General features: G+C 40.2%; 25 protein-coding genes. 13 read left to right on the forward strand and 12 right to left on the reverse strand.

The window, feature by feature from the left end; translation table 11 throughout:
* Positions 1–233: 233 nt before the first annotated feature.
* Positions 234–1,640: a ferredoxin:protochlorophyllide reductase (ATP-dependent) subunit N gene (locus C7B62_RS16350; RefSeq protein WP_106238953.1), complete on the reverse strand. Its 1,407-nt coding sequence runs from the start codon at positions 1,638–1,640 to the stop codon at positions 234–236.
* Positions 1,641–1,894: 254 nt separating this feature from the next.
* On the reverse strand, positions 1,895–2,767 hold the full coding sequence (gene bchL / locus C7B62_RS16355; RefSeq protein WP_255414037.1) for a ferredoxin:protochlorophyllide reductase (ATP-dependent) iron-sulfur ATP-binding protein: 873 nt from the start codon (positions 2,765–2,767) through the stop codon (positions 1,895–1,897).
* A gap of 880 nt (positions 2,768–3,647) precedes the next feature.
* On the opposite strand from bchL, the gene C7B62_RS16360 reads away from it, so the two are divergent.
* Entirely contained in the window at positions 3,648–4,880 is a 1,233-nt protein-coding gene (locus tag C7B62_RS16360; RefSeq protein WP_106238957.1) for an NAD(P)/FAD-dependent oxidoreductase, read from the forward strand.
* A gap of 111 nt (positions 4,881–4,991) precedes the next feature.
* Here the strand turns inward: C7B62_RS16360 and C7B62_RS16365 are convergent, their stop codons facing one another.
* Both C7B62_RS16365 and C7B62_RS16370 read right to left on the reverse strand, forming a co-directional pair.
* Complete coding sequence (locus C7B62_RS16365) at positions 4,992–5,288, reverse strand: DUF3288 family protein (RefSeq protein WP_233220004.1); 297 nt, start codon at positions 5,286–5,288, stop codon at positions 4,992–4,994.
* Between the two features lie 19 nt (positions 5,289–5,307).
* Positions 5,308–5,598: a hypothetical protein gene (locus C7B62_RS16370; protein ID WP_106238960.1), complete on the reverse strand. Its 291-nt coding sequence runs from the start codon at positions 5,596–5,598 to the stop codon at positions 5,308–5,310.
* Between the two features lie 143 nt (positions 5,599–5,741).
* Here C7B62_RS16370 and C7B62_RS16375 point away from each other — a divergent pair, with 143 nt between their 5' ends.
* From C7B62_RS16375 to rlmN, 6 genes are all read left to right on the forward strand, one after another.
* Entirely contained in the window at positions 5,742–7,859 is a 2,118-nt protein-coding gene (locus C7B62_RS16375) for a right-handed parallel beta-helix repeat-containing protein (protein WP_106238962.1), read from the forward strand.
* Positions 7,860–7,975: 116 nt separating this feature from the next.
* Positions 7,976–8,371 (forward strand): phasin family protein, encoded by a 396-nt coding sequence (locus C7B62_RS16380; RefSeq protein ID WP_106238965.1) that lies wholly within the window; start codon positions 7,976–7,978, stop codon positions 8,369–8,371.
* Between the two features lie 48 nt (positions 8,372–8,419).
* A complete protein-coding gene (locus tag C7B62_RS16385) occupies positions 8,420–8,848 on the forward strand; it encodes a hypothetical protein (protein WP_106238968.1) in 429 nt (142 codons plus the stop codon).
* Between the two features lie 97 nt (positions 8,849–8,945).
* The gene (locus C7B62_RS16390; protein WP_106239026.1) at positions 8,946–9,341 is read left to right on the forward strand and encodes a DoxX family protein; all 396 of its coding nucleotides are present in this window, start codon (positions 8,946–8,948) and stop codon (positions 9,339–9,341) included.
* Positions 9,342–9,431: 90 nt separating this feature from the next.
* Complete coding sequence (locus tag C7B62_RS16395; RefSeq protein ID WP_106238971.1) at positions 9,432–9,770, forward strand: MGMT family protein; 339 nt, start codon at positions 9,432–9,434, stop codon at positions 9,768–9,770.
* Between the two features lie 204 nt (positions 9,771–9,974).
* Complete coding sequence (rlmN, locus tag C7B62_RS16400) at positions 9,975–11,018, forward strand: 23S rRNA (adenine(2503)-C(2))-methyltransferase RlmN (protein ID WP_106238974.1); 1,044 nt, start codon at positions 9,975–9,977, stop codon at positions 11,016–11,018.
* Positions 11,019–11,135: 117 nt separating this feature from the next.
* On the opposite strand, the gene C7B62_RS16405 is transcribed toward rlmN, so the two are convergent.
* The 6 genes from C7B62_RS16405 to petC form a co-directional block, all read right to left on the reverse strand.
* The gene (locus C7B62_RS16405) at positions 11,136–11,339 is read right to left on the reverse strand and encodes a phycobilisome linker polypeptide (RefSeq protein WP_106238976.1); all 204 of its coding nucleotides are present in this window, start codon (positions 11,337–11,339) and stop codon (positions 11,136–11,138) included.
* Positions 11,340–11,648: 309 nt separating this feature from the next.
* Entirely contained in the window at positions 11,649–12,134 is a 486-nt protein-coding gene (gene apcB / locus C7B62_RS16410) for an allophycocyanin subunit beta (RefSeq protein ID WP_106238979.1), read from the reverse strand.
* Positions 12,135–12,242: 108 nt separating this feature from the next.
* Positions 12,243–12,728 carry an allophycocyanin gene (locus tag C7B62_RS16415; RefSeq protein WP_106238982.1) on the reverse strand — a complete coding sequence of 162 codons (486 nt, stop codon included), beginning with the start codon at positions 12,726–12,728 and terminating at the stop codon, positions 12,243–12,245.
* Positions 12,729–13,428: 700 nt separating this feature from the next.
* On the reverse strand, positions 13,429–16,122 hold the full coding sequence (locus tag C7B62_RS16420; RefSeq protein WP_106238985.1) for a phycobilisome rod-core linker polypeptide: 2,694 nt from the start codon (positions 16,120–16,122) through the stop codon (positions 13,429–13,431).
* 199 nt (positions 16,123–16,321) lie between these two features.
* Positions 16,322–17,308 (reverse strand): cytochrome f, encoded by a 987-nt coding sequence (gene petA, locus C7B62_RS16425; protein WP_106238988.1) that lies wholly within the window; start codon positions 17,306–17,308, stop codon positions 16,322–16,324.
* A 102-nt stretch (positions 17,309–17,410) separates the two neighbouring features.
* Positions 17,411–17,971 (reverse strand): cytochrome b6-f complex iron-sulfur subunit, encoded by a 561-nt coding sequence (gene petC / locus C7B62_RS16430; RefSeq protein ID WP_106238991.1) that lies wholly within the window; start codon positions 17,969–17,971, stop codon positions 17,411–17,413.
* A gap of 290 nt (positions 17,972–18,261) precedes the next feature.
* On the opposite strand from petC, the gene C7B62_RS16435 reads away from it, so the two are divergent.
* Both C7B62_RS16435 and C7B62_RS16440 read left to right on the forward strand, forming a co-directional pair.
* Positions 18,262–18,579 carry a DUF3067 family protein gene (locus C7B62_RS16435; protein ID WP_106238996.1) on the forward strand — a complete coding sequence of 106 codons (318 nt, stop codon included), beginning with the start codon at positions 18,262–18,264 and terminating at the stop codon, positions 18,577–18,579.
* 115 nt (positions 18,580–18,694) lie between these two features.
* Complete coding sequence (locus C7B62_RS16440; RefSeq protein WP_233220005.1) at positions 18,695–19,858, forward strand: 5-(carboxyamino)imidazole ribonucleotide synthase; 1,164 nt, start codon at positions 18,695–18,697, stop codon at positions 19,856–19,858.
* 85 nt (positions 19,859–19,943) lie between these two features.
* Here the strand turns inward: C7B62_RS16440 and C7B62_RS16445 are convergent, their stop codons facing one another.
* Complete coding sequence (locus C7B62_RS16445; protein ID WP_106238999.1) at positions 19,944–20,300, reverse strand: Ycf66 family protein; 357 nt, start codon at positions 20,298–20,300, stop codon at positions 19,944–19,946.
* A gap of 509 nt (positions 20,301–20,809) precedes the next feature.
* Here C7B62_RS16445 and pds point away from each other — a divergent pair.
* The 3 genes from pds (at position 20,810) to C7B62_RS16460 (ending at position 23,820) form a co-directional block, all read left to right on the forward strand.
* A complete protein-coding gene (gene pds, locus C7B62_RS16450; RefSeq protein ID WP_106239001.1) occupies positions 20,810–22,228 on the forward strand; it encodes a 15-cis-phytoene desaturase in 1,419 nt (472 codons plus the stop codon).
* 149 nt (positions 22,229–22,377) lie between these two features.
* The gene (gene crtB, locus C7B62_RS16455; RefSeq protein WP_106239004.1) at positions 22,378–23,307 is read left to right on the forward strand and encodes a 15-cis-phytoene synthase CrtB; all 930 of its coding nucleotides are present in this window, start codon (positions 22,378–22,380) and stop codon (positions 23,305–23,307) included.
* Positions 23,308–23,352: 45 nt separating this feature from the next.
* The gene (locus tag C7B62_RS16460) at positions 23,353–23,820 is read left to right on the forward strand and encodes a hypothetical protein (RefSeq protein ID WP_106239007.1); all 468 of its coding nucleotides are present in this window, start codon (positions 23,353–23,355) and stop codon (positions 23,818–23,820) included.
* Here C7B62_RS16460 and C7B62_RS16465 read toward each other — a convergent pair.
* Positions 23,817–24,101 carry a YggT family protein gene (locus C7B62_RS16465; RefSeq protein WP_106239011.1) on the reverse strand — a complete coding sequence of 95 codons (285 nt, stop codon included), beginning with the start codon at positions 24,099–24,101 and terminating at the stop codon, positions 23,817–23,819. The two genes, C7B62_RS16460 and C7B62_RS16465, sit on opposite strands and share 4 nt — an antisense overlap.
* Positions 24,102–24,519: 418 nt before the next feature.
* On the opposite strand from C7B62_RS16465, the gene C7B62_RS16470 reads away from it, so the two are divergent.
* Positions 24,520–26,292, forward strand: a complete 1,773-nt coding sequence (locus tag C7B62_RS16470) for a carotenoid oxygenase family protein (protein WP_106239014.1) — start codon at positions 24,520–24,522, stop codon at positions 26,290–26,292.
* Positions 26,293–26,499 lie beyond the last annotated feature (207 nt).

Genomic DNA, 26,499 nt, shown 5'->3' on the forward strand with positions numbered 1-26,499 from the left:
ATACTCAGTATTTTTGCTTATTCTGAGTTTACATCTCAGCCTTTCTTTGTTTCTAATTTTTTCGTCGAACTCACGTTTTTCAAGCTGCAAAGCAAGAAATTAAAACTAGGCTTTATGATGCTGACTTACCAGGACTAAAATTAACATTCAAGAAGGAAAGTATTGCCAAATGAAAAATAGAGACAATTAAATAATTGCCTCCACAGTTAAATTATTGGTTTGTAATTTATCAGTTAAATTTTAGCTTCTTCTTTCACTAACTTCTCCCACCCCAATTCCTTCAAGTTATTATTTCTCCGCATCGGACGAGTAGCCAACTCTAAAATATCCCGTGCATTAGTAAAGCCGTGAATTTGGGCAAAGGTAAATTCCACTGACCACTTGGTGTTAATTCCTCTCGCTTCTAGTGGGTTAGCATGTGCCATCCCCGTAATTACTAAGTCGGGTTTTTGTGCGTAAATGCGTTGAATTTGGTTATAGTTATCAGGTTTTTCCACGATGGTGGGAATAGGTACACCCATTTCCTTGCAGGTTTTTTCTAGTAATTCTAGTTCTGCTTTTTGATAACGTTTATCCATGTAGGGAATACCGATTTCCTGACAGGTCATCCCGCAACGAATTAGAAAACGTGCCAAAGAAACTTCTAAGAGGTTATCCCCCATAAAGAAGACAGACTTACCGCGAATTAACTGAAGATAATCTTCTAGACCTTCCCAAATCTTCGCCTCTCTTTCTTCTAGTCCTTGAGGTTCAATATTTAATACAGAGCAGATCTTTTCAATCCAGGCCCTCGTACCATCAGGACCAATCGGGAAAGGTGCGCCGATTAGCTTGGTTTTACGGCGACGCATCAGGGTAGTAGCAGTACGAGAAAGAAAAGGATTAACCCCCGCCACATAGTAACCTTCTTCAATTACAGGTAGTTCGGTAAAGCGTTTGGAGGGTAGCCATCCTGATACTTTAACTCCTTGCTTTTTCAGTTCTAAGGTAAGATTCGTCACTACAGGATCGGGTAATGAACCGAACAAGACTAAGGGCTGGTGGTCTTTATATTCTGATTCTTGTTGCGTAACATCTTCTTTTTTGCGTCCGAAGTTCAACAGGCTAGAAACAGCGTTGCGTTCTTTTTTCTCAGCTTCTAACTTAGGTGCTTTAGTCGGACATTTGTGAGCCATAGAAGCGAGAACAGTATCTTCCCCTTGAGTAAAGGCGTAGTCTAAACCATTAGCACGGGCGGTAACAATAGGAATACCGATTTCTGCTTCTAATCTTGGTGCTAAACCTTCCAAATCCATTTTAATTATCTCGGTGGTACAAGTACCAATCCAGACAATTACAGAAGGATTGCGATCGCGTTTTATTTGTAAACACAATCTCTTTAATTCTTCATAGTCGTTTAACTTAGCAGAAATGTCTCCCTCTTCTAATTCCGCCATCGCATAACGAGGTTCAGCGAAAATCATAACTCCCATTGCATTTTGCAGGAAGTAGCCACAGGTTTTAGTACCAATGACTAGAAAAAAGCTATCTTCAATCTTCTGATATAGCCAGGCTACACAGCTAATGGGACAAAAGGTATGATAATTTCCTGTTTCACACTCGAAATTTAAAGCACTGGGTTGATCTTGGGCAACAGTCATGTTTTGATCTCCTCTCTAACTTGGTCTAAATATTGTGAATCTAAAATTTAATTGTTGATTTGTTGTTTTTGGCGATCCTTTAGGTATAACCATTCGAGTACGATGCACAGCGAGTGCTAAAGCATACCGCTACGCATATCTTTTAGGATAATTGCTTATTTAATTCCAACAAATAGAGACACAATACGTATTGCATCTCTATGATTAATAAACAATCACCTATTGCTCACTGTTCATTGTTCACTGCTCATTGATTAAACCATCATCATGTCTAATTCTTCTTCTTTGTCTGGTTTAGCTACGGGAGGATTTAAATAGTAATCAGACAATAAGGAGAATAAATCTCGATCTTGAGCTTCATTGGGGACAACTCCTTCTGGTGCAGCCAAAACCTGGTCGGCAATACTGAGATAGTAGTCGCAGACATAGTTGAGGGAAGGATCGCTTTCTGCCATTTCAAATAGGGTTTTGCCTTTAACACGGGAAACGCGAATATCTTCAATCAAAGGCAAGATCTCTAAAACAGGCATTGGTACATGCTCGATATACTTGTCAATTAAGTCACGTTTAGAAGTACGATTACCAATTAAACCCGCCAATCTTAAGGAATGAGTCCGAGCTTTTTCTCTCACCGAAGCTGCAATCCGATTAGCTGCAAACAGAGCATCAAAACCGTTATCGGTAACAATCATGCAGTAGTCAGCATAGTTTAGAGGTGCAGCAAAACCACCACATACGACATCACCTAGAACATCAAACAAGATGACATCATATTCATCAAAAGCATTTAATTCTTTGAGTAGCTTAACCGTTTCGCCCACAACGTAGCCACCGCAGCCAGCACCCGCAGGAGGCCCACCAGCTTCTACGCAGCTAACACCACCGTAGCCTTCATAAATTACATCTTCAGGCCAAATATCTTCGTAGTGAAAGTCTTTTTCCTGAAGTGTATCGATAATGGTGGGAATAAGAAATCCTGTCAGGGTAAAAGTACTATCGTGTTTAGGATCGCAACCGATTTGTAAGACTTTTTTACCTCTTTTTGCTAAAGCTGCGGAAATGTTGCAGCTAGTTGTGGACTTACCGATTCCACCTTTGCCATAAACTGCTAATCTAATCTGCCCCACGTTGTTGTCCTCTAAGTTTGTATACGAGAATTTATTTGAGATTAATAATGGCGACGCTAGTTGTATTTGCGTTACGTCTATATTTGCAATTATCAAGCAATTAATCCCGAAAACAAAGTTGTTTCATCTTATAAAGTAGGTAATATTCTAAGGATTATATTGCTAAAAGCTTTTTTATAGTCAAATTTGGTTTTATAACCTGATAAATATCAATATTACTATTTAAAATGTATTTTATGTATTATAAATATATAAATATGGACAAAACACAAAAACTAATTTGACCTAATAGATTAAGAAAATATTAGTCAAATAAACGAGCCATCAAGGTTTATGGAAGGTTTGTGGATTGATAATACTTGACGCTATCTTTGACAACGGCTTTCAAGATCGAATTAAAGCCCAGATCGAGTATAAATACCTGTGGCGATCGCCCTACCGCTCAAATACATTGCCATATGGTCTGCTAACTCTTGTGTCAAAGTATCAAGATCGAGAATAAAAATTTTTGTTTAGTAAAGAAGAGTTAATTTTTTGTCTAGACCTAGAAAATGTCAACATTTATAAAGCTTAGAGACTATTTAAAAATAGTCGGCGTGGTCAATTAATCATTGATGTCCAAAAATCTATTTGCCGATCAACAGTTTAAATGACATAACATTTAGTCATAAATTAAATCTAAAAATTATAGTATCAATGTTGCTCAACATATTTATTATTTCCCTATTAGGTTTTGTGACTCTATATGTCCTGCGTGGGATCGGTATGATTACTTTTATCTCAGGAGGAGTAATTACAATATTATTAATGACTATGGTCATCTCAGGTTTAACCTGGGGGATTTTAAAAACCAGAAGATATTAGATATTAATCAGAAAATTTGAACGTAATTGTAATTGGTGGTGGTGCTGCGGGATTTTTCGGCGCGATCGCCTGTGGTTCAGCCAATCCTCAACTTAAAGTCACCTTAATTGAAGCTGGAAGCAAACCTCTAGCTAAAGTACGCATCTCTGGGGGTGGCAGGTGTAACGTGACTCATCACTGTTTTGAACCTGCTCGTTTAGTAGAAAATTATCCTCGTGGTGGGAAAGCTTTGCGGGGAGCATTTTCTCGTTTTCAACCTCAAGATACTGTGGAATGGTACGAATCCCGAGGAGTAAAGCTCAAAACCGAAGCTGATGGCAGAATGTTCCCTATTACCGATAGTTCAGAGACGATTATCAATTGCCTAATGCACGCGGCAAATAAGGCAAAAGTCGATCTACTAACAGGGGTGGGAGTCAAGACAGTTAAACAGTATCAAGATGAGCGCGGAGCAAGCTATTTTCAGGTTGAATTAAAAAATGAGCGAGTCATGAAATGCGATCGCCTGTTAATCGCCACAGGTAGCAATCCATTAGGCTACCGCTGGGCAAAAAACTTAGGACACAAAATAGAGTCTGCTGTACCTTCTTTGTTCACCTTTAATCTGAGAGATTCACGTTTACAGGGTTTAGCTGGGGTTAGTGTGAGTAATGCCCAAGTTAAGCTCGGAACGGGTAAAAATAAGCTCGAACAAACAGGCGCGTTGCTAATTACCCATTGGGGTGTAAGTGGCCCAGCGATTCTCAAATTATCAGCCTGGGGAGCAAGATCCTTATTCGATTTTAAATATAATTCTCCATTACAAATCAATTGGCTACCAGAATTTAACCAGGAAGACTTAAAACAGCTACTAACCGCCTTAAAACAAACTAATCCGCAGAAAAAAATCGTTAACTATTGTCCTGTAGAATTGCCCAAGCGCCTTTGGCAGAGCTTAATTAACTATGCCGAAATCAAACCTGACAAAGTGTGGTCGGAAATCAGCAAAAAAGAGCTAAATAAATTAGTGACAGAAATTGTTCAGGGACAATATGAAATTACTGGCAAAGGCGCTTTTAAAGATGAGTTTGTCACCTGTGGCGGGGTAAGCCTCAAAAAAGTCAATTTTAAAAACATGGAAAGCAAAAAATGTCCTGGACTCTACTTTTCAGGAGAAATACTTAATATTGACGGGGTAACAGGAGGGTTTAACTTTCAAAGCGCCTGGACAACATCTTGGTTAGCGGGACAGGCGATCGCCTTAAAATGATTACTAATTACTGATTACCGATTGACTGGTGGGCATTGTCAAGAACGATCACTCTTGATTTCGATTATTTTTAATGCCCACCCTACGCTTGTACTAATTACTGCTCATTGTTCAAGTCCAATCCTGGGTTTCTCCTGTTGCGGTGCGGCGATATACCGTCCCCTTGGCGTGGATGGCTCTGGTTTTAAGGTAAAGTTTTTCTTCCGTTAATTGCCAATTATTCAACGCCACTTTTAAATCCCGCTGAATATCACGCGCGCCTGGAAAGTCACGATAGCGAATGATTAGACGAGCTAATTCTACCAACTCGCGATCGCCAGGGTCTGTTGATACTGCTAATAAATGATCGACCGTTAGGCGATCCTTCTGATTTTGGGGATGTTTCTGTTCGACATTCTCCATCGCCATACTTAGCTATCTTGCACAGTTATCTAGATCTTTTGTTGGGAGGAGTTAAGAGGGGTAATGGTTGACGGGTTGAACCTGGGGGCAGATAGTATCTAACGGTTTCAGTGGCGATCGCTTTTGATTTCTTTTCTCCCTGTCGCCAGCGCATTACAGCCCCTAATAAGGCAATCAATAAACCGACAGACAGCAAACTTTCGCGTCCTCCTAGACCGCCAATGAGAGCATCGGTCACTCCTAAAATGAGAATAAAGCCAGATACAGGTTCTTTACGATAGACTGCTCTTAAAAATCTTGCAAATAAAAGATTCACTATTCTTTGCTTAGTTTAAACGAAACGATGATGTCCAGTAGGTTATCTCACAGATTAGCATAATTGTCAGATTATTTTAATCCTTCTATAGTTTTAACAGGGCAAACCAAGACTAAAAAGTAAAATTGCAGAGCAAAATTTCCATGAATCGTCGTACTTTTTTAAATTGGCTCGGATTAGGTTGGTTAGTTTCTGTTTCGCCGACAATAATTGCCTTAATTGTGGCAAATACCCAAGATAGTTCCGCCGCTAATCAGAAAGCTCCAGAATCTTTAGAATTTCCCGAAATTGTTTTCTATGTCTCTCCCCAGGGTAACGATGCCTGGACTGGAAAACAACCAGCTATTCAAGCAGGAGATGGAGCTTTTGCCACCATTACTAGGGCGCGGGATGCGATTCGTGAATTAAAACAGCAACAGGGCGGGATTAAACAACCAGTAACAGTCTTCCTGCGAGGAGGGACATATTTTCTGCCAGAACCCCTCAGCTTGACGACAGAAGATTCTGGAACAAAAGATTTTCTGATTACTTACAAAGCTTACGAACAAGAAAAACCGATTATCAGTGGTGGACGCATGATCAAAAATTGGCAAATAGCCACTTTAAATGATCAAACAGTCTGGACAACCAATCTTGCTGAAGTTAAGACTAAGCAATGGTCATTTCATCAACTGTGGGTCAATGGCGATCGCGCCCAACGTTGTCGCTATCCGAAAACAGGATACTTGAAAGTAGATCGAGCGCCAGATGTCACCCCAAATACTCCTTGGCAAGAAGGGCAAACTAGGTTTAAGTTTCGCCCAGGCGATTTACAACCATGGCAGGAAGTAGAAGAAGGAGAAGCAATTATCATAACCCGTTGGGTCGAGTCTCGCTTGCCAATTAAGGAGATTGACCAAGCCAGTCAGATTATCTCTTTCGATCATCCCAGTATCTATCGGATCGATCCAGGAGATTCTGATTCTTCAGCCGCAGGGATTTATTATCTAGAAAACATTGGCGAATTTCTCACCGATCCAGGTGAATGGTATTTAGAGCGAAAATCGGGTCAGGTCTATTATATTCCTTTACCTGGAGAGGAAATTTCTCAAGCAGAGATAATTGCTCCTGTTCTATCTAAACTCGTTGATCTCTCAGGTGAAAGGCAAGCAGAGCAATTTGTGGAATATCTTTGGTTTGAAAATATAACCTTTGCTCATGGAGAGTGGTATTACTCCCAAGGTGATCGGCGTAGTTTGGGACAAGCTGCTGTGAAAGGACTGACTGGGGCTATTTATGCCGAGCGAGTTCGTTTTTGTACTTGGAAACAATGCGCGATCGCTCATATTAGCAATTATGGGATCGATTTTGCTGATGTTTGTCTAAATAATAAAATCCTTGAATGTCAATTTTTTGACTTGGGTGCGGGGGCAATCAAAATTGCTAATTATGGCAATCATCAAATTATCGGTTGTCATATCTACAATGGCGGACTGATTTTTCACGCTGCTGTGGCAATTTGGATCGGCAGTGCCGCTAATAATCTAGTCGCCCATAATCACATTCATCATTTTCACTACTCTGGCATTTCTGTGGGTTGGACTTGGGGTAGTGCCGATAATCCCACAGAGAATAATTTAATTGAATTCAATCACATTCACGATCTCGGTAAACTTGCTGATAGCGATCTTCCTCTGCTCAACGATAACGGAGGTATCTACACCTTGGGGGTTCAACCAGGGACGAAAATTCGCTCAAATTTAATCCACGATATCCAAGCTTATAACTTTGGTGGTTGGGGAATTTATCTCGATGAGGGAAGTTCGCAAATTATAGTTGAAAATAACACCGTGTACCGAACCAGAACGGGAGGATTTCACTTACACCAAGGGAGAGATAATATCGTGCGCAATAATATTTTTGCTTTTGGCGAACTATCTCAGCTTGAGCGTACTTTAAAAGAAAATTCTCTAGAGGATAAAGAGTATAAAAGTTTTACTTTAGAAAATAATATTATTTATTGGCATCAAGGCGATCTACTAGCAGGTAAATGGGCAGATGGACATTATGTCTTTAATCGTAATCTTTATTGGTATGATAGCGATCGCCCGATTAGGTTCGGTGGATTATCTTGGCAAGAGTGGCAAAGAAGAGGGAGGGATGCTCATTCAATAATTGCCGATCCCATGTTTGTTGCCCCAGAACGAGGAGATTTTCGACTCAAACCCAATTCTCCCGCCCTAAAAATAGGTTTTCAAGCTACAAATTTTGTTGGTGTTTAATTATTTATCCTGCACTTAAGTCTTGAATAGGGAATTCCACACTTTGAACCGTAATTTATCAATTTTTCAGATGATATACACTAGGATTAGACCATAGCGAAATCGGAAGAAGATCAATGGCTAATTTTGAAGATATTGCCAAGAAAGCTTTTTATATGGGAGTTGGTTTTGCCTCCTATGCCCAAGAAAAAGCCAGCGACACAGTCAAAGATTTGAGAGTTCAAGCTCAAAAGCTGGCAGAAGAAATGGCTGAACGAGGCGAGATGAGTACGGAAGAGGCGCGTAAATTTGTTGATGATTTGATGGAACAGGCACAAGGCACTGTATCAAGTCACAATTCGACAACTGAAAGAGAACCGCGTCGCATTGAGATTGTCGATGTCGATGAGGAATCTACTCCTCCAGCAGCTAATAGAGAAAGATCTCCTCGCTCCAATGCTGATGGAGATGATCTACGTCAGCAAGTGCAGTTTCTTCAACAAGAGTTACGTCGGCTCAAAAAAGAAATGTAAGATCACTATTTAGTTAGACTAGATGATATCTGTTAACAAGGTTAATTTATGAATAATTGGCAAAATGAGTGGTGGAAACAGATTGAAAAAACCGCAGCAGAGATGGAGGGGTTTTTGACGGAGGTAGGAGAAACTACCGAGTTGCTAGTAGATGAAGTGGCTGAAAATGTCGGCTCTTTTTTAGCACAGTTTTCGACAGACTGGGCCGACGAAGTTGAAGACTTTATTCATAACTTCGTAGATGTGATCGTTACCACCAGTGATGAAATAGATGCTGCTCTATCTAACGAGTGGGATAATTTTGTAGATGATGATTTTACCAGCGTTAGTTATCATACTCCCTCGGCTAAAAGTCATCCTGCTTGCATTAATTGTGCTAACTATCATGGACAAGTTTATAACGGCAATCTTTTAGTTTGCGCTATGCATCCTCATGGATACGAAGACAGCACTTGTCCTGACTGGACAAAAGAATAGTAGCATTAATTATTTGCTTTACTAATCTCTCTCAATGGTGAGGGTAATTTGGTAGATTGTAAATATTTATTGATTTATTGCCCAAGGAATTATGCTGATGGAATACATAGCATTAGCAGCTCGTATCTGCCTGTGTCTAATTTTTTTTAAAGCGGGAATCAGCCACATTACAGCTTTCAGCGGATTAGTGGAAACTATCAGCAGTCAAGGATTGCCTTTGCCTAGCCTATTGGCAGCAGGAACAGTATTTTTTCAACTATTAGGCTCTGTCTCTTTATTGTTAGGTTATCAAACTAAGATTGGTTCAATTTTACTAATCATTTTCTTGATACCCGCTTCTTTATTATTTCATAATCCGCTTGCCGATCCCAGTCAAATCAACGACTTTTTGAAAAACATTGGTTTGATTGGTGGATTATTGATGGTTATTTATGCAGGTGCGGGAGCATTAAGTGTGGATGGTCAAAAAAATTCAGAGCGATTGCTAAATTAGCCAAAAAACTGCCAAAAGTTGTCGTGATTGGGGCAGATTTTGCAGGATTGAAAGCCTCTTACAATAGGATAGAGTTTAACAAGTTGAGCAATGTCCAACTACGATCGCATTTATACTACCGTACGCCAAATACCTTGGGGTAAAGTGGCTACTTACGGACAAATTGCCGATTTCTCTGGACTATATGGCAAAGCTCGTTTAGTAGGATATGCCTTATTTAGAGTCCAAATAGAGGATGATATTCCCTGGCATCGAGTAATTAATGCTCAAGGAGAAATATCTTATTCTTTACAACGTCAGGGTGGCGATTATTTGCAAAAAGTTTTGTTAGAAGAAGAAGGAATTGAGTTTAACAAAAGTGGCAAAATTGACCTAAATAAATATCGTTGGCAACCAAACTTTAATTTTTTGAGTAGTAACTTAGATTAAGTTATCAAGCTCTGAGTCAGTAAAACTCAAATTATTCAAATTTTGTTGTATATACTTAGACAATGATTAATTTTGCGGTGTGGGATTAGCTGTAGAATTAATAGGAAAATTATAGATGTTTAGAGATTGCTACTGATAACCAGCAACCAATGATAGAAAATCTTCAGTAGCTAATCTTACATTTTGCTCGACACATAAAACACAATGACGCTACAAACAATCAAGCAATCAAGTACTAATCAAGTTCTTTTGGGGAAATCTTTAGAGGAGTTGACCACCTGGATACAAGAACAAGGACAACCAGGCTACAGAGGTAAACAACTATATCAATGGTTATATCAAAAAGGAGCGCGATCGCTTCTAGATATTTCGGTTTTCCCGAAGCAATGGCGCTCAAAAATGGCAGACTATCCTCTAGGACGTTCGACAATTCATTATCGCAGTGTTGCACCAGATCAAACTCGTAAGTATTTACTGCGTCTGGCGGATGGCTTGATTATTGAAGCTGTCGGCATTCCTACTAGCAAAAGACTAACGGTGTGCGTTTCTTCTCAAGTTGGTTGTCCCATGGATTGTGATTTCTGCGCTACGGGCAAAGGTGGTTTTACCCGTAATCTTAAGGCGCACGAAATTATCGATCAGGTATTGACGGTACAAGAGGATTTTGAGCAAAGAGTAAGCAATGTCGTATTTATGGGTATGGGAGAACCCATGGCAAATCTGGATGAGGTTGTGTCGGCAGTGAAGTCTCTCAACCAAGATGTAGGAATTGGCGCGCGATCGCTTACAGTATCTACAGTGGGTATTCCTGGCAAAATTCAGCAGCTAGCACAATATAGACTGCAAATTGTCTTAGCAGTTAGTCTTCATGCCTCTAATCAAGCTTTGCGAGAACAATTAATTCCCAGTGCTAAAAAATATACTTTAGACCATTTGTTAGATGAGTGTCGAGATTATGTCCAGGTAACTGGCAGAAGAGTTACGTTTGAATATGTCTTGCTAGCAGGAGTCAACGATCTACCTGAAAACGCGAAAGAATTAACTCACTGCTTAAAAGGGTTTCAAACCCACGTTAACCTAATTCCCTATAATCCTATTTCCGAAGTTGACTATCAAAGACCCAGAAATCATCGCATTAGAGAATTCGCCAATGTTCTTGAACAGGCAAACATAGCCGTCAGCGTACGTTACTCTCGTGGCTTGGAAGCAGACGCGGCCTGTGGACAACTAAGAGCCTCAAAAGTTTAGCTTGATTATCTTACAAAGTATAATTTTTCAGTGGCGCGATCGCAACATTAAAGTTTTAGATCAACAAAAAAGAGGTCAGCTAGACCCCTTCGAACTCAAATATAATTGAGGGCAATTTTAAGATAAGCCTGTATTCATACCTTGCTTACCAGTGGCTAACTCAACTTTAATAATTTTACCGCCCATTTTCATAATCCGTTGCTGCTCGCGAAACCAGTTATCGTAGGGTACAAGCTTCGTGAAAAAAGTGTTTTGTAATTCTCGTTGAGTGCGAATTCTGGTCTGACTGGGAACACAAGCCGTCACCTTAAACATACGCATGAGATAATTTCTCCTGATTAAATAAAAAAAGTTAAATTTTCCTGTAGTAAATTTGCTACTTCAGCAATTAGCTGATTAGTCTTGTTTAAACAAAACTAGCTTCTGCTTTAAACATTGCCCAAATACCAAAATTCGGGAGTCAGAAGTCAATACTAGATCTCGCCTCAACTTACTTTTTCTTTGCGATCGAAAAACTAAGCTTTGTTGGAACTAGCACTCACTCTAGACTTCCGAATCTGTGCGATAGCGAAGCGTGGAGGTCGTCTAATCGCTATTTTAAACGACTAGCCTTGTGATCTCTAAACTAGCTTAGCTTAAGCCAGAGCAGATGTAGTCGAAGTAAACGCCCATTTCTTTGCCAGCATCAGCGCCAACTAAGCTTGCAGTTACTTCTTTCATCGCTTGAATTGCTTGAACAGTAGAAGAAACAGGAACTCCTAAAGAATTATAAGTTTCTTTCAAGCCGTTCAATACTCGCTCATCTAGGATGGAGGGATCTCCAGCTAACATAGCGTAAGTAGAATAGCGAAGATAGTAGTCAAGGTCACGAATACAAGCCGCATAGCGACGAGTAGTGTACATGTTGCCACCAGGACGAGTTACATCAGAATAGAGCAAGGATTTTGCTACTGCTTCTTTAACGATGCTAGCTGCATTAGCACTAATTACGCTAGCAGCACGAACTCTTAATTGACCAGTTTGAAAATAGCTTTTGAGCTTGTCCATCGCAGCACCATCGAGGTATCTGCCTTGTACGTCAGCCGAATTAATTACAGAGGTAATTGCGTCTTGCATAGTTTTATTTCCTTATCTTACCGAGTCTTAAACTGTTTAACACTGATAAGTTAGTGTGTTTTTGAAAAATTTGTTACTAGTTATATTTTAGTAGCCAGGCATTGCCTACTACTGCATAGCTCCGATTACGTAATCGAAGTAGGAAGCGGCTTCAGAGGTGTCATCACCAGACATCATTGAAGTAGCTACGTTTTTCATTTCGCGGATACTTTGAGCCATTGCACCAACGTCAGTACCTAAAGACTTGTACATCTCTTTAGCACCAACTAAACCAATTTCTTCGATTGGAGTTGTGTCGCCAGCTACTACACCGTAAGTAATTAGGCGTAAGTAGTAATCCATGTCACGCAAACAAGTTGCAGTCATTTCTTCGCCGTAAGCGTTGCCGCCAGGAGAAACAACGTCAGGACGTTTTTGAAAAAGTTGATCGCCAGCTTGCTTAACAATACGCTCACGAGACTCAGTTAGAGTTTGAGCAATACGTAAACGGCTTTCACCACTAGTGACAAAAGATTTAATTCTGTCTAGTTCACCAGGACTCAAGTAACGAGCCTCAGCATCTGCATTCACGATGGATTTCGTGACTATACTCATCGATGGATTCCTCCCAATGATTATGAAATTAATGAATAAATTACCTTTTTATCGGTAGCTTTGATTTTTAAAGAATCCTCAGTTAGCTTGTTGCTGTTATTTAATCGCTCTTTAATTCGTCAGGATGACGAGAAAAAAAACTGACACAACACCCCTTGAATTAGGTTGGTTTTCTACCACCTAAATCTCGCTCCTGATATCCTCCTAGTTTATAGATTACTCTGTTTTGCCACCTAGTTTCTAGCTTTCTGCTACAAATTAGTATTGCAACTTGTCCAAACTAATCTGCCACCAACCGCCAACTTGTCAACAAACCTTTACCTAAAATAATGTTTCTACAACTTTAAGCTGTTTTGATTACTCCAAGTAAACTGTTCCTAAAATGCTTCGTAGTATTCAGGGCTGTTAATTCGAGTTGACTAGATTCTTGCTGTAGCAATTGCCAACGTAACTATAATCCAATATTTTGTTGCAGTTAATTCTCTTTCCTTAACAGAATTTAATGTTGTATTTCTTGGTAATTAGCCACCAGAAGTTAACTTTATCGCTGAAGATAAAGCCACTCTAAATTCTGGAGATAGTTTTAGAGAATTTGTTGCCCAAAAAAGCATTTCATCTAAATTAAAGACAAGACGACACAAAGCGATCGCCTTAGCAGTCTTGTCTTATTGTCTCATTACTTGCTAAATGCTATTTCCTACTATCTCGAAGTTGCTTTAACCGTATCAAAGCTAGGCACAACGATTTCGTCATTCTGCTTCGTCAAGCGATTATAGAGCTTCTCTGTGTTAGGGAAATTAGCAGCAGGGAGAGTGGGGAAACGACGGTAAGGCACAGTATCCTCACCAAATACCTGGACATACTCCATACTGTTAACCATTGCTCCAATAAAGGCTTTTAGTCCTTGAGAAGCCAGAATTTTGTTGTATTTCTGAATTTCTTTTTGGTTAACTGGCGCACGTCCTAGGAAATGTTTGGTCCCTAGTTCAATTGCCTTAGTATTGGGATAAGGAGTATAGAATTCTTTGAGATATAGCTCAGAACAACCTAAACCTTCAATAAATTCTTTGAGATTAATTTCCCCGTTACCCAAACGGCTTTCTAAAGCGGAAAATTGAGTCTGGACTACGTAAGGATCGATATCTCGCTCAAATACTTGGCGATAAGCAGCCCTAACCACATTTTTCAACGCTACTTTATCTACGGTAGTAGTAAGCTTGAATACCTTGCTTTGTATTCGCTGGGCGCTAACCCCTTGGGCTATTTTCTGCTGGACTTCAGGAGCAGTGCGGAAAGAGCTAATCTGACCTAACTCGACAAAACGAGGTGTTGTATTTTGCTCAACTTTTGCGCCGATACCTTCTTCGATAGCGCCAGGACGTGATTTGCGTAGTTGCAAACCGCCAGCAGTGAGATAACGCTCATAGGGAACAGTATCGTCACCAAAGGCTTCTGAGTATTCAGGGGAATCAATGATCGCATCAACTAGCGCGTAGAACCCTTGCTTAGAACAAATATCAAAATACTTGTTTATTTCCTGACGACCATAGGTGGGACGACCCAAGAGACGACGGTGAATGTATTCCACCGCTTTGACTACATACAATGATGTCCAATACAAATTACGGAAAGTATCCGACTTAGCCAAGGCACGAATAAACTCCCGTAGAGTTATATCGCCGTTCTCCAGCTTGATTTCAGCAAGCTTTACTTCCTGACCTTGATATACATCTCGACCAAATACCTGGCGATAGCAAGCTCGAATTACAGCTTGAGTGGAATTTTCCGCAAAGTTAACGCTGCTCTGGTTGTTTGCTCCTGGTAATTGATTGTTGAGACGGAATACTTTTGCCCCTAAAGATCCAGGTGATTCAGGTCTAGCAGCAGGATTGCTGTTTTGGTTGTTAATACCTGCGCCACGATGAATCAAAAGACGTTTAGTGTCTTTATTGAATGGCGCAGGACTACTGCTAGGATTGCGAGTTGCTTTAGGGAAGATTGCGCCAAACTGAATTTCTAGCGGATCGTTACCTGAACCATAAACGTGCTGGTCTGGTAAAGGACGATCATAGCGGGCAAAAGTAGTCACAAACTGAGGTACTTTGCGGAAAGGTGCGCTGTAGTTCAGTAGGTCTTGCTGCATCCCCCAGTTACGACATTCCTGAGCTTCTTGACCCAAGCCTCGAAGATAGGGAACGGTTTCTTCACCGAAGTAATCAGCATATTCTTGAGAATCAACTAAAGCATCAACTAATCCTGATAATCCTTTTGCCGAAACAATGGAAAAATAATCTTGGACTTCTTCACGAGAGGAAGGACCACGACCCAGAATATGACGAAAAGCTAGTTCTAAAGCGCGACTGTTGATAAACGGCTCAAAAAACTGCTTGCGGTAAAGTTCGGATTTACAGAGGCGACGGACAAACTCTTTCATCGAGATGTCGCCATTTTTCACCTGAGACTCAAGATAAGAAATAGACTGACCATAAGCGCGGGTAATATCGCGCTCAAAAATTTGTCTGTAAGCTGCTTTAATTACCGACTGCTTCTCTAGAGTAGACAAGCCAGTTTTCATCACAAATTTTTGACGACCTTCTGAAGCATTAAAGTAGCTTTGAGGCAGCTGCAAACCTTGCAAATCAGAAGAAGAGCGCTGACGCAATTTATCTGAAGGAGTAGGAGCTTCAAATTCCTTAATGGCAAGGGTAAAATATTGCTCAACCAGACCGCTAGCATCTTGATCTTTGCGGAAATAATCCTTAGTTGCAGCACGCATTTCCTGCAACGCTACGATTGTTGCAGCAGTAGAGCAGGCTCGCTCAATGATTTCTCGCAGTCCTCTGATGTTTACGACCAGAATATTGGGGTCGCCTGCGACAATGGCATAGCTGATATAGCGCAAGAACCAAGCCATATCTCGCAGAGATTTCTGCATATTGCTTGGTCCATACTGAGATACGTTGATCGGTCTAAAACCTGCGGGAACTGCTCCTGCTCCCCCTACAAATAGAGATTTAAAAGCGCCGAATAGATTTGTGTTATTTTTATTATCTTTTTGCTCGACTATCAACTCACCAGGAACGTTGGTGTTGCCACTTGGGGTTGCTAAAGCCATTTCTTCAATCTCAGCAGGCTTCTCCAAATAAGACATGGGAGAACCACCAGTAAAAATGCGATTTGCTGCCCTAGAGACAATAATGTCCGCATTGTTGGTGATTGTCTGAGCGATGTTGATACGTTGAAAACCAGATTTATAATATGCTGTTAATTCTTTGAGTTCGCCCTGTTCTAAATAGCGGTCTTGTTGTTCTGCCTGCAAGATTGCCGACACCGCTACGGTTTTATAGAGTTGAGGACGGGCTAATGAACTGCCACCACTTGCCGTTACACTCATGTTTATTTTTAATTAGTTGTTTACTTATACTTCAGCTTTTAGATTAAAACGTTTCGGTCTTGGAAGGGGGATTTATTAAGAACTATGTACTAAATGAAAGAAAGTTAATTAGGCGATCGCTTGTAGTTTTGAGCCAATAAAAAAGACAGGTACTAACCTGTCTTAATGTTACTTAATACTTAAGCACTTAAGCTTAATGTTAGAAATTCATTTCGGCTGCTTGAACTCTTTCTACTTGCTTCTTCTTCAATACCAGCATGATTTGGCAAATCATAATTCCGCCCACGAAAGCCATCAAGCCACCGATGCGCGCAGGGCTTTGCAGCACTACTTCTGTATCTTTCTGACCAAAGCCACCAACATTGGGATTAGTAGTTAGAGCTTCACCAGCAGCAACCTGTTGCCCTTCTGCAACGATTAATTCAGGCCCAGCAGGGATCTTGTCGGTTGTTGTCCCATCTTCAGTGTTGATTGCCACTTCATAACCACCAGCTTCTTGAGGAGTAATTGCAGCGATTGTACCTGCAACAGAAGCCTTAACGGCATTATTGTTACTTGCTTCACCAGTAGGATAGATTTGTCCGCGTCCTCGGTTAGCGCCTAGATGAACGGGATACTTCCCAAAGTTGATATTTTTGTCGGTTTTAGGATTAGGAGAAAGTACGGGAAAAGTAATTTCTTGATACTGTTCGCCAGGTAAAGGTCCAACAATGACTACGTTATCTGCACCTTCTTTATATTCTTGGAAGTATACTCCGCCTGTTTTCTCCTTCATTTCTTCGGGAATACGGTCTTCAGGGGCAATTTTAAAGCCTTCAGGCAGCATTAACACTGCACCGACATTTAAACCGCCTTTAGAACCGTCGCCCAACACCTGTTGACTAGCTAAGTCGTAGGGAATTTTTACTACAGCTTCAAATACGGTATCGGGTAGGACAGACTGGGGTATTTCGACTTCTGCTGCTTTTTCGGCTAGGTGACAGTTAGCACAGACGATTCTGCCAGTAGCTTCTCTGGGAGTTTCAGGGGCAGTTTGTTGCGCCCAAAAAGGATATGCAGCAGCGGATTGGGATACAGCAAGATCGCTGGTTAGGAAAATAGCCACAGTAGCGATCGCCACTACGGTAGTTTTAGTAATTATGTCCTTGGCAAACTTTAATAATACCAATGGTTTCAATGTTCTCATTTGTTAGATCAACAATCTCAAAAAGATTAACTATATGATTAATATGGGGAATTTATCCAGATTCAGTTGACGACGAGAGATTTTTCTCCATCCCTCACTTTATTATGCCCAGTAAGGCTTATCGCCAGTTCGGAAATCAGTCTCTGTCCACTGACTAAAGATTAGTTTGTCGTCTTGTTCTTGCGCTTTGGCTAATGCTAGGGATAGAGGTGCTGGACCTCGAACCACTTTACCTGTCTCGTCATACTGAGAACCATGACAAGGACACATAAATTTGTTTTCGCTGGCATTCCAAGGAACTACACAACCCAAGTGAGTACAGACGGCATTAATACCGTAGTTGCGCAAAGTAGAATCCCCTTCTACCACAATATAGGTGGGATCGCCTTTTAAACCCTGTGCTAAAGTGCGATCGCCTGGTTGATGTGTGGCGATAAATTCACTCACGATAATATCGTTACCCAAAGCATCCTTTGCCGTCACACCAGCAGCACTACCTCCACCAGTGTTGGGGATAAAATATTTTACTACTGGATATAAAGCACCCAAGGCCACTCCTGTGATTGAGCCGAAGGTGAGCAAATTCATGAATTGTCTACGCCCTAAATCGGGGACGTTTTCGTCAACCATATTAGGGATATTAGAACTAGAAGATTGAGCCATAGCTATAGATAAATTGTATGTTTCTTGTAAACTTTGTAAACTTAGATATGGATGACTAGGAGATGTAGAAAAATCTTCTCTGCCAAAGAATTTTATAATCTTCTCCGCCTTAAAAAGTTAACAGTTGCGAGTCTAACTTTATAGTCTACTAGAGTTTTAGGGTTAAGCAAAATCCAACAAAACTCTGATCTGACCATTGGTGAAACGCAATATGAACCAATGTATTAAATTATTACAGAGATTGAGGATCGATTCCACTCAAGGTCAACTGGTTTATTAGTAAAAACATCATGACAGGCGAACAATTACACCAACTTTTGTTAGCAAAGTGGGGCTGTTCTTATGATATGCAGCTTAGAAAGATTAAAGGCAAGATTTATGTCCAGGTAATGTGGAAATACTTGGAACAAGCCTCTTTTCCTCTCTCGGAACAAGAGTATGCTGAAAATCTTAACGCGATCGCCACTTACATTAATGGTTGGAACAGTGTAGAGCAGATCCAGTCTTATATTCACAAGACTCGCGATCGCCCCCGATTAGGCAAAGCCGTTAGTATTCAGCTCGATCTTGGGGAACGCAATTCAGAGTGGATTTTAGATGATGTTTAAAACTTTGTTGAGGTATTGTTAAAAAATGTTGCGGAATAAAATGCAACACAATTGCAACACAATTGTTTTGTAAGGTTAAAAAAATCTTGATAATGCCTGTCCATAACTAGATAGTATGGTTAATGGTTTTAAAAAACAGGCTAAGACAAACATGGTAGGCAAGCGCGTTGGGGTAATTGGTGGCGGACAGTTAGCCTGGATGATGGCTTTAGAAGCACCAGCACTTAGTATAGATTTGATTGTCCAAGCTGAAAGCGAAACTGAACCTGCGGTAAAGATCGCTAAACAGTTTGTGATTGGTAATGTAGATGATGCGATCGCTACCAATAAGATGGCGCAAATGTGTGATGTGATTACCTTTGAAAATGAATTTGTTGATCTAAAAGGTTTACAGGAATTAAACTTAAAAGAAGTATTCAAGCCCAGTTTGAATACCCTGAAACCCCTGCTAGACAAGTATCATCAGCGCAGTTTTTTGCAGCAAGTTAATTTGCCTGTGCCGCAGTTTAGCCTATGGTCATCTCAGGAACAAGTGATTGCTGACTATGGTTTTCCTCTGGTTTTAAAGGCTCGTCGTCATGGCTATGATGGACAGGGAACTTTTATTATTAAAGACCTAGAATGTTTACAACAGCTAGCTAAAACTGTTCCCGTTACGGAATTGTTGGTTGAAGAATTTGTCCCTTTTGAACGAGAATTAGGCATTATCGCTGCGCGTAATGAAGCGGGGGAAATCGCTATTTATCCTGTTACCGAAACTTTTCAGCAAAATCAAGTCTGTCATTGGACAATTACCCCCGCAGATGTACCGAAAAAAGTAGCCGAAGAAGTTAAGGCGATCGCCCACACTATTTTAGATAAGCTAGAAGTAATTGGGGTATTTGGCATTGAATTTTTTCTTACTGCTGACAACCGAGTCTTGGTCAATGAAATCGCCCCCCGCACCCACAATTCAGGACACTACACCCTAGATGGTTGTGAGACTTCTCAGTTTACGATGCAGCTGCAAGCTTTGACGGGTTTACCTTTGGGTTCAACAGAATTGAAATCCGCAGGGGCGATTATGGTTAATCTGTTGGGTTTTGAAGAATCTGATACTGATTATTTACAGAAACGCAGTCAAATTTTGCAAATCCCTAATTCTTTTTTGCATTGGTACGGCAAAACATCTCGTCCAGGGAGAAAATTGGGTCACGTTACGGTGATTCTTGATGAAAAAGAACTAACTCAAGCAAAGTCTATTATCGAGCAGATAGAGTCACTTTGGTATGGGGAATAATTTAAAATGGCGATCACCATTTTATTGTGGCAATAAAATAAAAAATCTCTCAAAATTCTGTTAATTGTAGCTATTTTCTTCTCCATCACTTTTCTACCTTTAGGTCTGACAGTTGGCTTAAGGCTGTGGTGATGATATGACGGTTGTGTTTAGGAGGAGTTTGCTGTAGAACATAAATCATTATGATTATTTCTATTAATACTTGTTGAAACAGCAATATTGGATCTAATCTCCAGCCATTAAAAAGTAAAATAACTCCTGATAAAATTAGGGCAGGGGGACAAAAGGTAAGTTCTAAGATCTTTAATATTGTATTGACTGAAGAAGTTGAGCTTCTAACCCCCTTGATAATTTGGGTAATAGTTGAAAAAAAATAAACAATTCCTCCTAAAATATTTATTAATCCTAGTAATGCAGCAAAGTTTAATCCTAAATTAACCATATTGCGCTCATAATTTATTTACAGTTATAGAATAGACCTGTCTATTTTTAAGATAGGTCTAATGCTACATTAGGTATTTTCTACGATATTACGAATACAGATATAATTTTTCAACCAAATATCAGCAATTTGAGATCGCCAAATATATTATGTGATATTTTTTTAGATCGCCTTTTAGCTTTGAGTTACAAAAATAATCTTATTTAGTTAGGCGATCGCCTAACTAAATAAGACGCGAAGTTTTTTAAAACAACAGTTCATGGGGCAAAGCCCTCCCCCTCGACAGTAGATGCGGATATGCAAAGCGGTATGTTTTAGGAAGCGCTGACTCGCAAGACCTCTAAAGGAATTAAAGAAATTAGCGAAGCAAAGCTAGTCTTTTAGAACAGTAATTAGCAATTATTCAGCGATCTGGGTTTTTGTAACGAAATGCAAAGTATAATAACTAAATTAAGTCGTAAATTATACCGACTTTTGTGCAAACCATTATTTGAGATTAGTATTTATCAATGCGCGTTGCGATCGCTGGAGCAGGATTGGCAGGATTAGCCTGCGCTAAGTATTTGGTAGATGAAGGACATGAACCGATTGTCCTGGAACGTCGAGATGTTTTAGGTGGCTTAGTCGCTGCTTGGAAGGATGAGGATGGAGACTGGTATGAAACTGGTTTACACGTCTTTTTTGGGGCATACCCCAATATGATTCAACTGTTTAAAGAGTTGGGTATTGAAGACAGATTGCAGTGGAAAGAACATACTTTAATCTTCAACCAGCCAGAGAAACCAGGGACATATTCTCGTTTCGATGTTCCCGATATTCCTGCTCCTTTTAACGTTATTGTGTCGATTATTCGTAACAACGATATGTTGACTTGGACACAGAAGTTTAAGTTTGCTATAGGTTTGTTGCCTGCTATTGTGCGGGGACAGCAGTATGTGGAGAATATGGATCAATATGACTTATTGGCTTGGTTAGAACAGCAGGGTATTGATGAGCGAGTTAATAGCGATATTTTTATTGCTGCATCTAAAGCCTTAACCTTTATCAATCCTGAAGATGTTTCCGCTACTATTCCTCTAACTGCCATTAACCGTTTTTTGAAGGAGCGTTATGGTTCAAAAGTGGCTTTTCTAGATGGCTCTCCTACCGAGAGATTGTGTCAACCAATGGTTGACTATATTACGGAAAGAGGTGGAGAAGTACATCTCAATACGCCGATTAAGGAGATTATGACCAACGAAGATGGCACAATCAAAGGCTATTTAATTCGTGGTTTAGACGGTGCAGAAGATCGGGTAATTACGGCGGATGCTTATGTTTCGGCAATACCTGTCGATCCGCTGAAACCTCTGCTCCCTAAAGCTTGGCAAGAACAAACTTTCTTCCAGGATATGTGTAAGTTGGAAGGAGTAGAAGTAATTAATTTGCATCTCTGGTTTAATCGCAAGATTACCGAAATTGACCAGTTGTTATTTTCGCGATCGCCTTTACTGAGTGTCTATGCCGATATGAGTAACACCTGTAAAGAGTATGCAGATCCTGATAAATCGATGTTAGAACTTGTTTTAGCTCCTGCTAAAGACTGGATTTCCAAGTCTGATGAAGAAATTATTGCTGCCACGATGGCAGAATTAAAAAAACTGTTTCCCCAACACTTTGGGGGAGATAATCAGGCAAAATTGCTTAAATCTAAGGTAGTTAAAACACCTCGCTCCGTTTATCGCGCTTTAGCGGGTACGCAGTCGGTTAAACCTACGCAAAAAACTCCTATAGATAACTTTTACTTAGCGGGAAGCTTTACTAAGCAAGAATACTTAGGGAGCATGGAAGGGGCTGTACTTTCTGGTAAACTAGCAGCCAAAGCGATCGCGGCTGATTATTCTAATTTAACCCAGGTGGATAATAAAGCCCCAGCCGTCGCCATTTAATTTACTTAATCTACAAATCTAACTTTTGTTGCTTGTTATATGTCTCTAGTAGCAATAGGATGAGACAATGCTAAGTGACATAGGGCAGAAAACGTAGACTATCCCTATTCCCCGCTCAATAAAAGACAGTAACTTCTGCTTGCTTCTGAATGTTGCAATTACCAAAAACCGAAACAAAAAAACAACTAGTCTCAATAGACGAGGCTTATGAGATTTGCCGTCAAATCACGGCAGATTACGCTAAAACCTTCTATCTTGGCACTCTGCTGATGCCCAAAGAGAAAAGCAAGGCAATTTGGGCAATCTATGCCTGGTGTCGTCTTACTGATGAACTAGTTGACGGCGTTAAAGCTAAGTACACCACCAAAGAAACTCTAGCGCAATGGGAGCATCAGCTTGAGTCTGTTTTTGCAGGACATCCGATTGATGATACTGATGTTGCTCTGGTTGATACGATCCAAAATTATCCCATGGGTATTCAACCTTTTCGAGACATGATTGCTGGACAGAGAATGGATTTGTTGCGTAATCGCTATCAAAGTTTTGAGGAGCTTAAGCTATATTGTTACCGTGTTGCTGGCACAGTAGGCTTAATGTCCAATGCTGTTTTAGGTATTGGTGTCGATGCTAATGGTGTGCCGTGGGAAAAAGAAAAGCCAATTTATGTTCCTACCGAAGAAGCGATCGCTTTAGGGATAGCAATGCAGCTAACCAACATTTTGCGAGATGTAGGGGAAGATCTCCAGCGCGATCGCATTTATCTCCCGATTGAAGATCTTCATGCTTTCAACTATACAGAGCAAGATCTACTAGCAGGAGTGGTAGACGAGCGTTGGAAGGCAGTGATGAAGTTTCAAATCAAAAGAGCAAGAGAGTACTATCAACGAGCCGAAGCAGGTATTCGCTACTTAATTCGCGACTCACGATTACCAGTTTGGGCTTCTTTAATGCTTTATCAAGGTATTCTCGATGAGATTGAGGCAAATAACTATGATGTTTTTAATCAGCGGGCTTTTGTCTCTAAACCAAAGAAAACTTTATCTCTTCCTGTAGCGTGGCTAAGAGCGCAGGTATTGTAAAAAGATTAAATCAAATGTTTAAATCTATAGATACACATATTACCTATGATTCGATTTCTAACAGGACTACTGATTTCCATTTCCTTATGGTTGGGTAGCTGCGTAATAACCCCCCCCGCAACAGCAATGACTTCAATTAGTCTTAGCAATCTTTCTTACGAGCCATGTGCGGGAGATGAAGCCGATGGTAGCGTTGCTAGTGGCGATCTGCGTCCAGCTAGTTGTTACATTATTAAGGGTAAAGCGAAAAACATTTCAGGAAAAACTGTAGTAGATGCTGATGTTTTTGGACGGATTTATGACGCGAATGACAACTCAACCTTTGAGAATCGAGGGCGGATTGGCACAATCGAGGAAGTACCCCCTGGTGTGAGCAATTTTGCATTTAGAGTCAGTGTCCCTGCAAACCAACCAACTCCTTTGAAATTGAAAAACTTCAAAGCGTCTGGGTTTGCAGAAAAAGTCCGTCCCTACTATTACGACGATTTTGACAACCAAAACAACGAAAATTAGCTATAAAATCCGCCTGCCATACTGGCAGCAGCAAAGGATGTGAGTGAACTTTGGACAAACTGTAAAAGAATCAGTGCCAAAATTGCTGAAATATCAATTCCGCCTAAAGGTGGAATAATTGAACGGAATATATTGAGATAAGGGTCGGTAACAGGAGAGAGGAAGGAAATAATCTGTCCTGCCCATTCTGCTGTCTGAAACCAAGATAGCAAAATTCTCACAATTAGCAAGATCCAGTAAATTTGGAGAAAGCTAACAAGACTACTAACTATTAATGCCATAAATTTAATCAACTCCGTGATTGATTAGTAACTGCTTTAGTGTAATTATCATAACTTTCCTATTTTAAAGGAAAAGCGATGCAGATAGTAACGTCACTAAAGCTAGTGATTACCGACTTGATTTAAGGCTAATGTCGATGCTCAAAGAGACGCATACGCTACAGTACTATTTAGCTTAATTACGTAATGATTTAGTCATGCTGCAATTGCCATAATATGAGTTTTTTTATGAGTTTTATGAGTTCGGCAGAGAAAAGTAAAACTAAGATAAAATTTCAGACTCAAATTTAAATAGCAGTAACGATTAAATTTCAAAATGACATGACAAACAGCATAAATACAGCTTGATGCACATATTTAACCAGCACCATGCAGGTTTTTGACAGCTTAAATTGCCGAGATTTTAGGAGTATCTGTTATGTCAGTTGATGTTAACGAGTTTCGTAATTTTACTAATTCCAGTAATTTGTGTGAGGATCTTCAGATTGAAGGAGATTGGGCAGATAATTTAGCAGGTCATATTTTTATCGTTGCTCCCTGTCACCGTCCAACCGATCGCCATTTATTTGCTGGAGAAGGGGTAATTATCAGGTGGGATCTCCAGCCTCAAGAGGGAAAAATTCGAGTTCAGCGCCAAAAATTAAATACTTGGGATAGCTTTTGGCATTCAATCCAATCGCCCATCAGCGAAATATTGCCAGAAGCTTTCTTTCCTGCCCGACTTGGTTTAATTGGGGTCGCCGAGATAGCTAATACAGGAATGGTCAACATGGATGGTAGACTAATTCTGACCGCAGATGCAGGACGTTATTGGGAAGTAGATCCCCTTAGCCTAGAAACTATCACCCCCATAGGCTATTTTGACGAACATATCATCTCTATTCCTCTCTCACTTTTTCCGTTGGTGGCAAATACTGCCCATCCTTTTTACGATGATAATACCCAGGAACTAATTACCTGCGAATTAAAGTCGACACTCCGTCCAGGGAAATTATTTACCGATATGCTGAGTGCGGTTTATATTACTCGTTGGGATGGCGAAGGCAGTTTAAAGCATTGGGAATTAGAAGGAACGGTTCTAGATGGTAGCCCTCATACAGCAATAGTGACGGAAGAATTGATTATGATTCCCGATATGCCGTTTCAGATCGGCATGGCAACTTTGTTGGGTATCAAAGTTGCGCCTCAACAAACTTATCCCAAAACGCAAGTTTATTTGGTCAACCGCCAAGATCTCAAACCAGATCTAGAATCTGTTCCATCACGGCTAATCACTTTTGAAGGGGACAGCTACCACTTTTTATGCGATTACAAGCACGACAGTAACGGAAAAGTCAATTTAGTTGCCGTACAGCAAGCAACCATTAGTGTCAGTGAAGCAATCAAACCCTATGATGTCAAGCATTTTAGTGGCGATCGCTATCCGCAAGAATATCATGGTATACCTTGGATGTTTGCCTTCGATCCTGGAGTACTACGTAAGGTTGTAATTCAAAACGATGCTAAACATGCTCAGGTAATTAGCCAAGAAGCCTTCATCCATCCAGGCTGGTTTTCAACTATGTTGCATACTGCCGATCCCAGAGAGCTTTTTGCCCCTCAAGGATATTCAGCTATCTACCAAGCTTATGGAGGATATCACCAAGATTTAATCTGTCGCCGTCAATATTTGAGTTTCCGCGACCATGAAAATAGAATTCTTACAGATGAGCAACTTTCTCAACAGGATCTTCCTTCAGTCTTGGCAAAAATCCCTCTAGATCAAAATTGGGCAGAACTTACCCAGCAGATTAAAACAGAACAGGAAAAAAATCCTGATACCCCCGTGTTTAATTTAGGAAAAGAACTGATCGATTTTTATGTCTGCCCTGATGAGCATATTTTCGATAGTATTCAATTTGTTCCCCAAGACAAACATGGCTATATTTTTACCACTATCTTAGGTCCACAAGGTACTCAAGTTTGGCTCTTTGCTGCTGATAATCTTAGCCAAGGTCCTGTTGCTAAACTTAAAATGCCGTCAATTAATTTTGGCTTTACTTTACATTCAGACTATTTTGAGCAGGTTTCTCCCAGAAAATCTCATTACAATGTGGATAGATGGCAATCTGCTGTACGTAGTGCCTTGAGAGTGCCATATGAATTTTTGGTCAATCGACCTACCGATATACTCAATCGCAAAGTGCATTAAATTTTTGTCGGGGTGCAAAGAAAAATAACTGGCTACTAATACTAAATCCGTTTCCTAAAGGTTATTTGAAAAATTGAGTAATGGGTAATGAGTAATGAGTAATGAGTAATGAGTAATGAGTAGCAAGTAACAAGTAACAAGTAACAAGTAACAAGTAACAAGTAACAAGTAACAAGTAACAAGTAACAAGTAACAAGTAACAAGTAA

Origin of the sequence: Pleurocapsa sp. CCALA 161 (assembly GCF_003003995.1) — a bacterium.
Taxonomy (GTDB): Bacteria; Cyanobacteriota; Cyanobacteriia; order Cyanobacteriales; family Xenococcaceae; genus Waterburya.

Excerpts from the sequence above, each read along its gene's own strand:
- C7B62_RS16390 (WP_106239026.1), top strand. The coding sequence starts at position 8,946 with ATGGAATACATAGCATTAGCAGCTCGTATCTGCCTGTGTCTAATTTTT.
- C7B62_RS16385 (WP_106238968.1), top strand. The coding sequence starts at position 8,420 with ATGAATAATTGGCAAAATGAGTGGTGGAAACAGATTGAAAAAACCGCA.
- C7B62_RS16380 (WP_106238965.1), top strand. The coding sequence starts at position 7,976 with ATGGCTAATTTTGAAGATATTGCCAAGAAAGCTTTTTATATGGGAGTT.
- petA (WP_106238988.1), bottom strand. The coding sequence starts at position 17,308 with ATGAGAACATTGAAACCATTGGTATTATTAAAGTTTGCCAAGGACATA.
- C7B62_RS16350 (WP_106238953.1), bottom strand. The coding sequence starts at position 1,640 with ATGACTGTTGCCCAAGATCAACCCAGTGCTTTAAATTTCGAGTGTGAA.
- C7B62_RS16465 (WP_106239011.1), bottom strand. The coding sequence starts at position 24,101 with ATGGCATTAATAGTTAGTAGTCTTGTTAGCTTTCTCCAAATTTACTGG.
- C7B62_RS16395 (WP_106238971.1), top strand. The coding sequence starts at position 9,432 with ATGTCCAACTACGATCGCATTTATACTACCGTACGCCAAATACCTTGG.
- pds (WP_106239001.1), top strand. The coding sequence starts at position 20,810 with ATGCGCGTTGCGATCGCTGGAGCAGGATTGGCAGGATTAGCCTGCGCT.
- crtB (WP_106239004.1), top strand. The coding sequence starts at position 22,378 with ATGTTGCAATTACCAAAAACCGAAACAAAAAAACAACTAGTCTCAATA.
- rlmN (WP_106238974.1), top strand. The coding sequence starts at position 9,975 with ATGACGCTACAAACAATCAAGCAATCAAGTACTAATCAAGTTCTTTTG.
- C7B62_RS16440 (WP_233220005.1), top strand. The coding sequence starts at position 18,695 with ATGGTTAATGGTTTTAAAAAACAGGCTAAGACAAACATGGTAGGCAAG.
- petC (WP_106238991.1), bottom strand. The coding sequence starts at position 17,971 with ATGGCTCAATCTTCTAGTTCTAATATCCCTAATATGGTTGACGAAAAC.
- C7B62_RS16420 (WP_106238985.1), bottom strand. The coding sequence starts at position 16,122 with ATGAGTGTAACGGCAAGTGGTGGCAGTTCATTAGCCCGTCCTCAACTC.
- C7B62_RS16375 (WP_106238962.1), top strand. The coding sequence starts at position 5,742 with ATGAATCGTCGTACTTTTTTAAATTGGCTCGGATTAGGTTGGTTAGTT.
- C7B62_RS16415 (WP_106238982.1), bottom strand. The coding sequence starts at position 12,728 with ATGAGTATAGTCACGAAATCCATCGTGAATGCAGATGCTGAGGCTCGT.
- apcB (WP_106238979.1), bottom strand. The coding sequence starts at position 12,134 with ATGCAAGACGCAATTACCTCTGTAATTAATTCGGCTGACGTACAAGGC.
- C7B62_RS16470 (WP_106239014.1), top strand. The coding sequence starts at position 24,520 with ATGTCAGTTGATGTTAACGAGTTTCGTAATTTTACTAATTCCAGTAAT.
- C7B62_RS16365 (WP_233220004.1), bottom strand. The coding sequence starts at position 5,288 with ATGGCGATGGAGAATGTCGAACAGAAACATCCCCAAAATCAGAAGGAT.
- C7B62_RS16445 (WP_106238999.1), bottom strand. The coding sequence starts at position 20,300 with ATGGTTAATTTAGGATTAAACTTTGCTGCATTACTAGGATTAATAAAT.
- C7B62_RS16405 (WP_106238976.1), bottom strand. The coding sequence starts at position 11,339 with ATGCGTATGTTTAAGGTGACGGCTTGTGTTCCCAGTCAGACCAGAATT.
- C7B62_RS16460 (WP_106239007.1), top strand. The coding sequence starts at position 23,353 with ATGATTCGATTTCTAACAGGACTACTGATTTCCATTTCCTTATGGTTG.
- C7B62_RS16435 (WP_106238996.1), top strand. The coding sequence starts at position 18,262 with ATGACAGGCGAACAATTACACCAACTTTTGTTAGCAAAGTGGGGCTGT.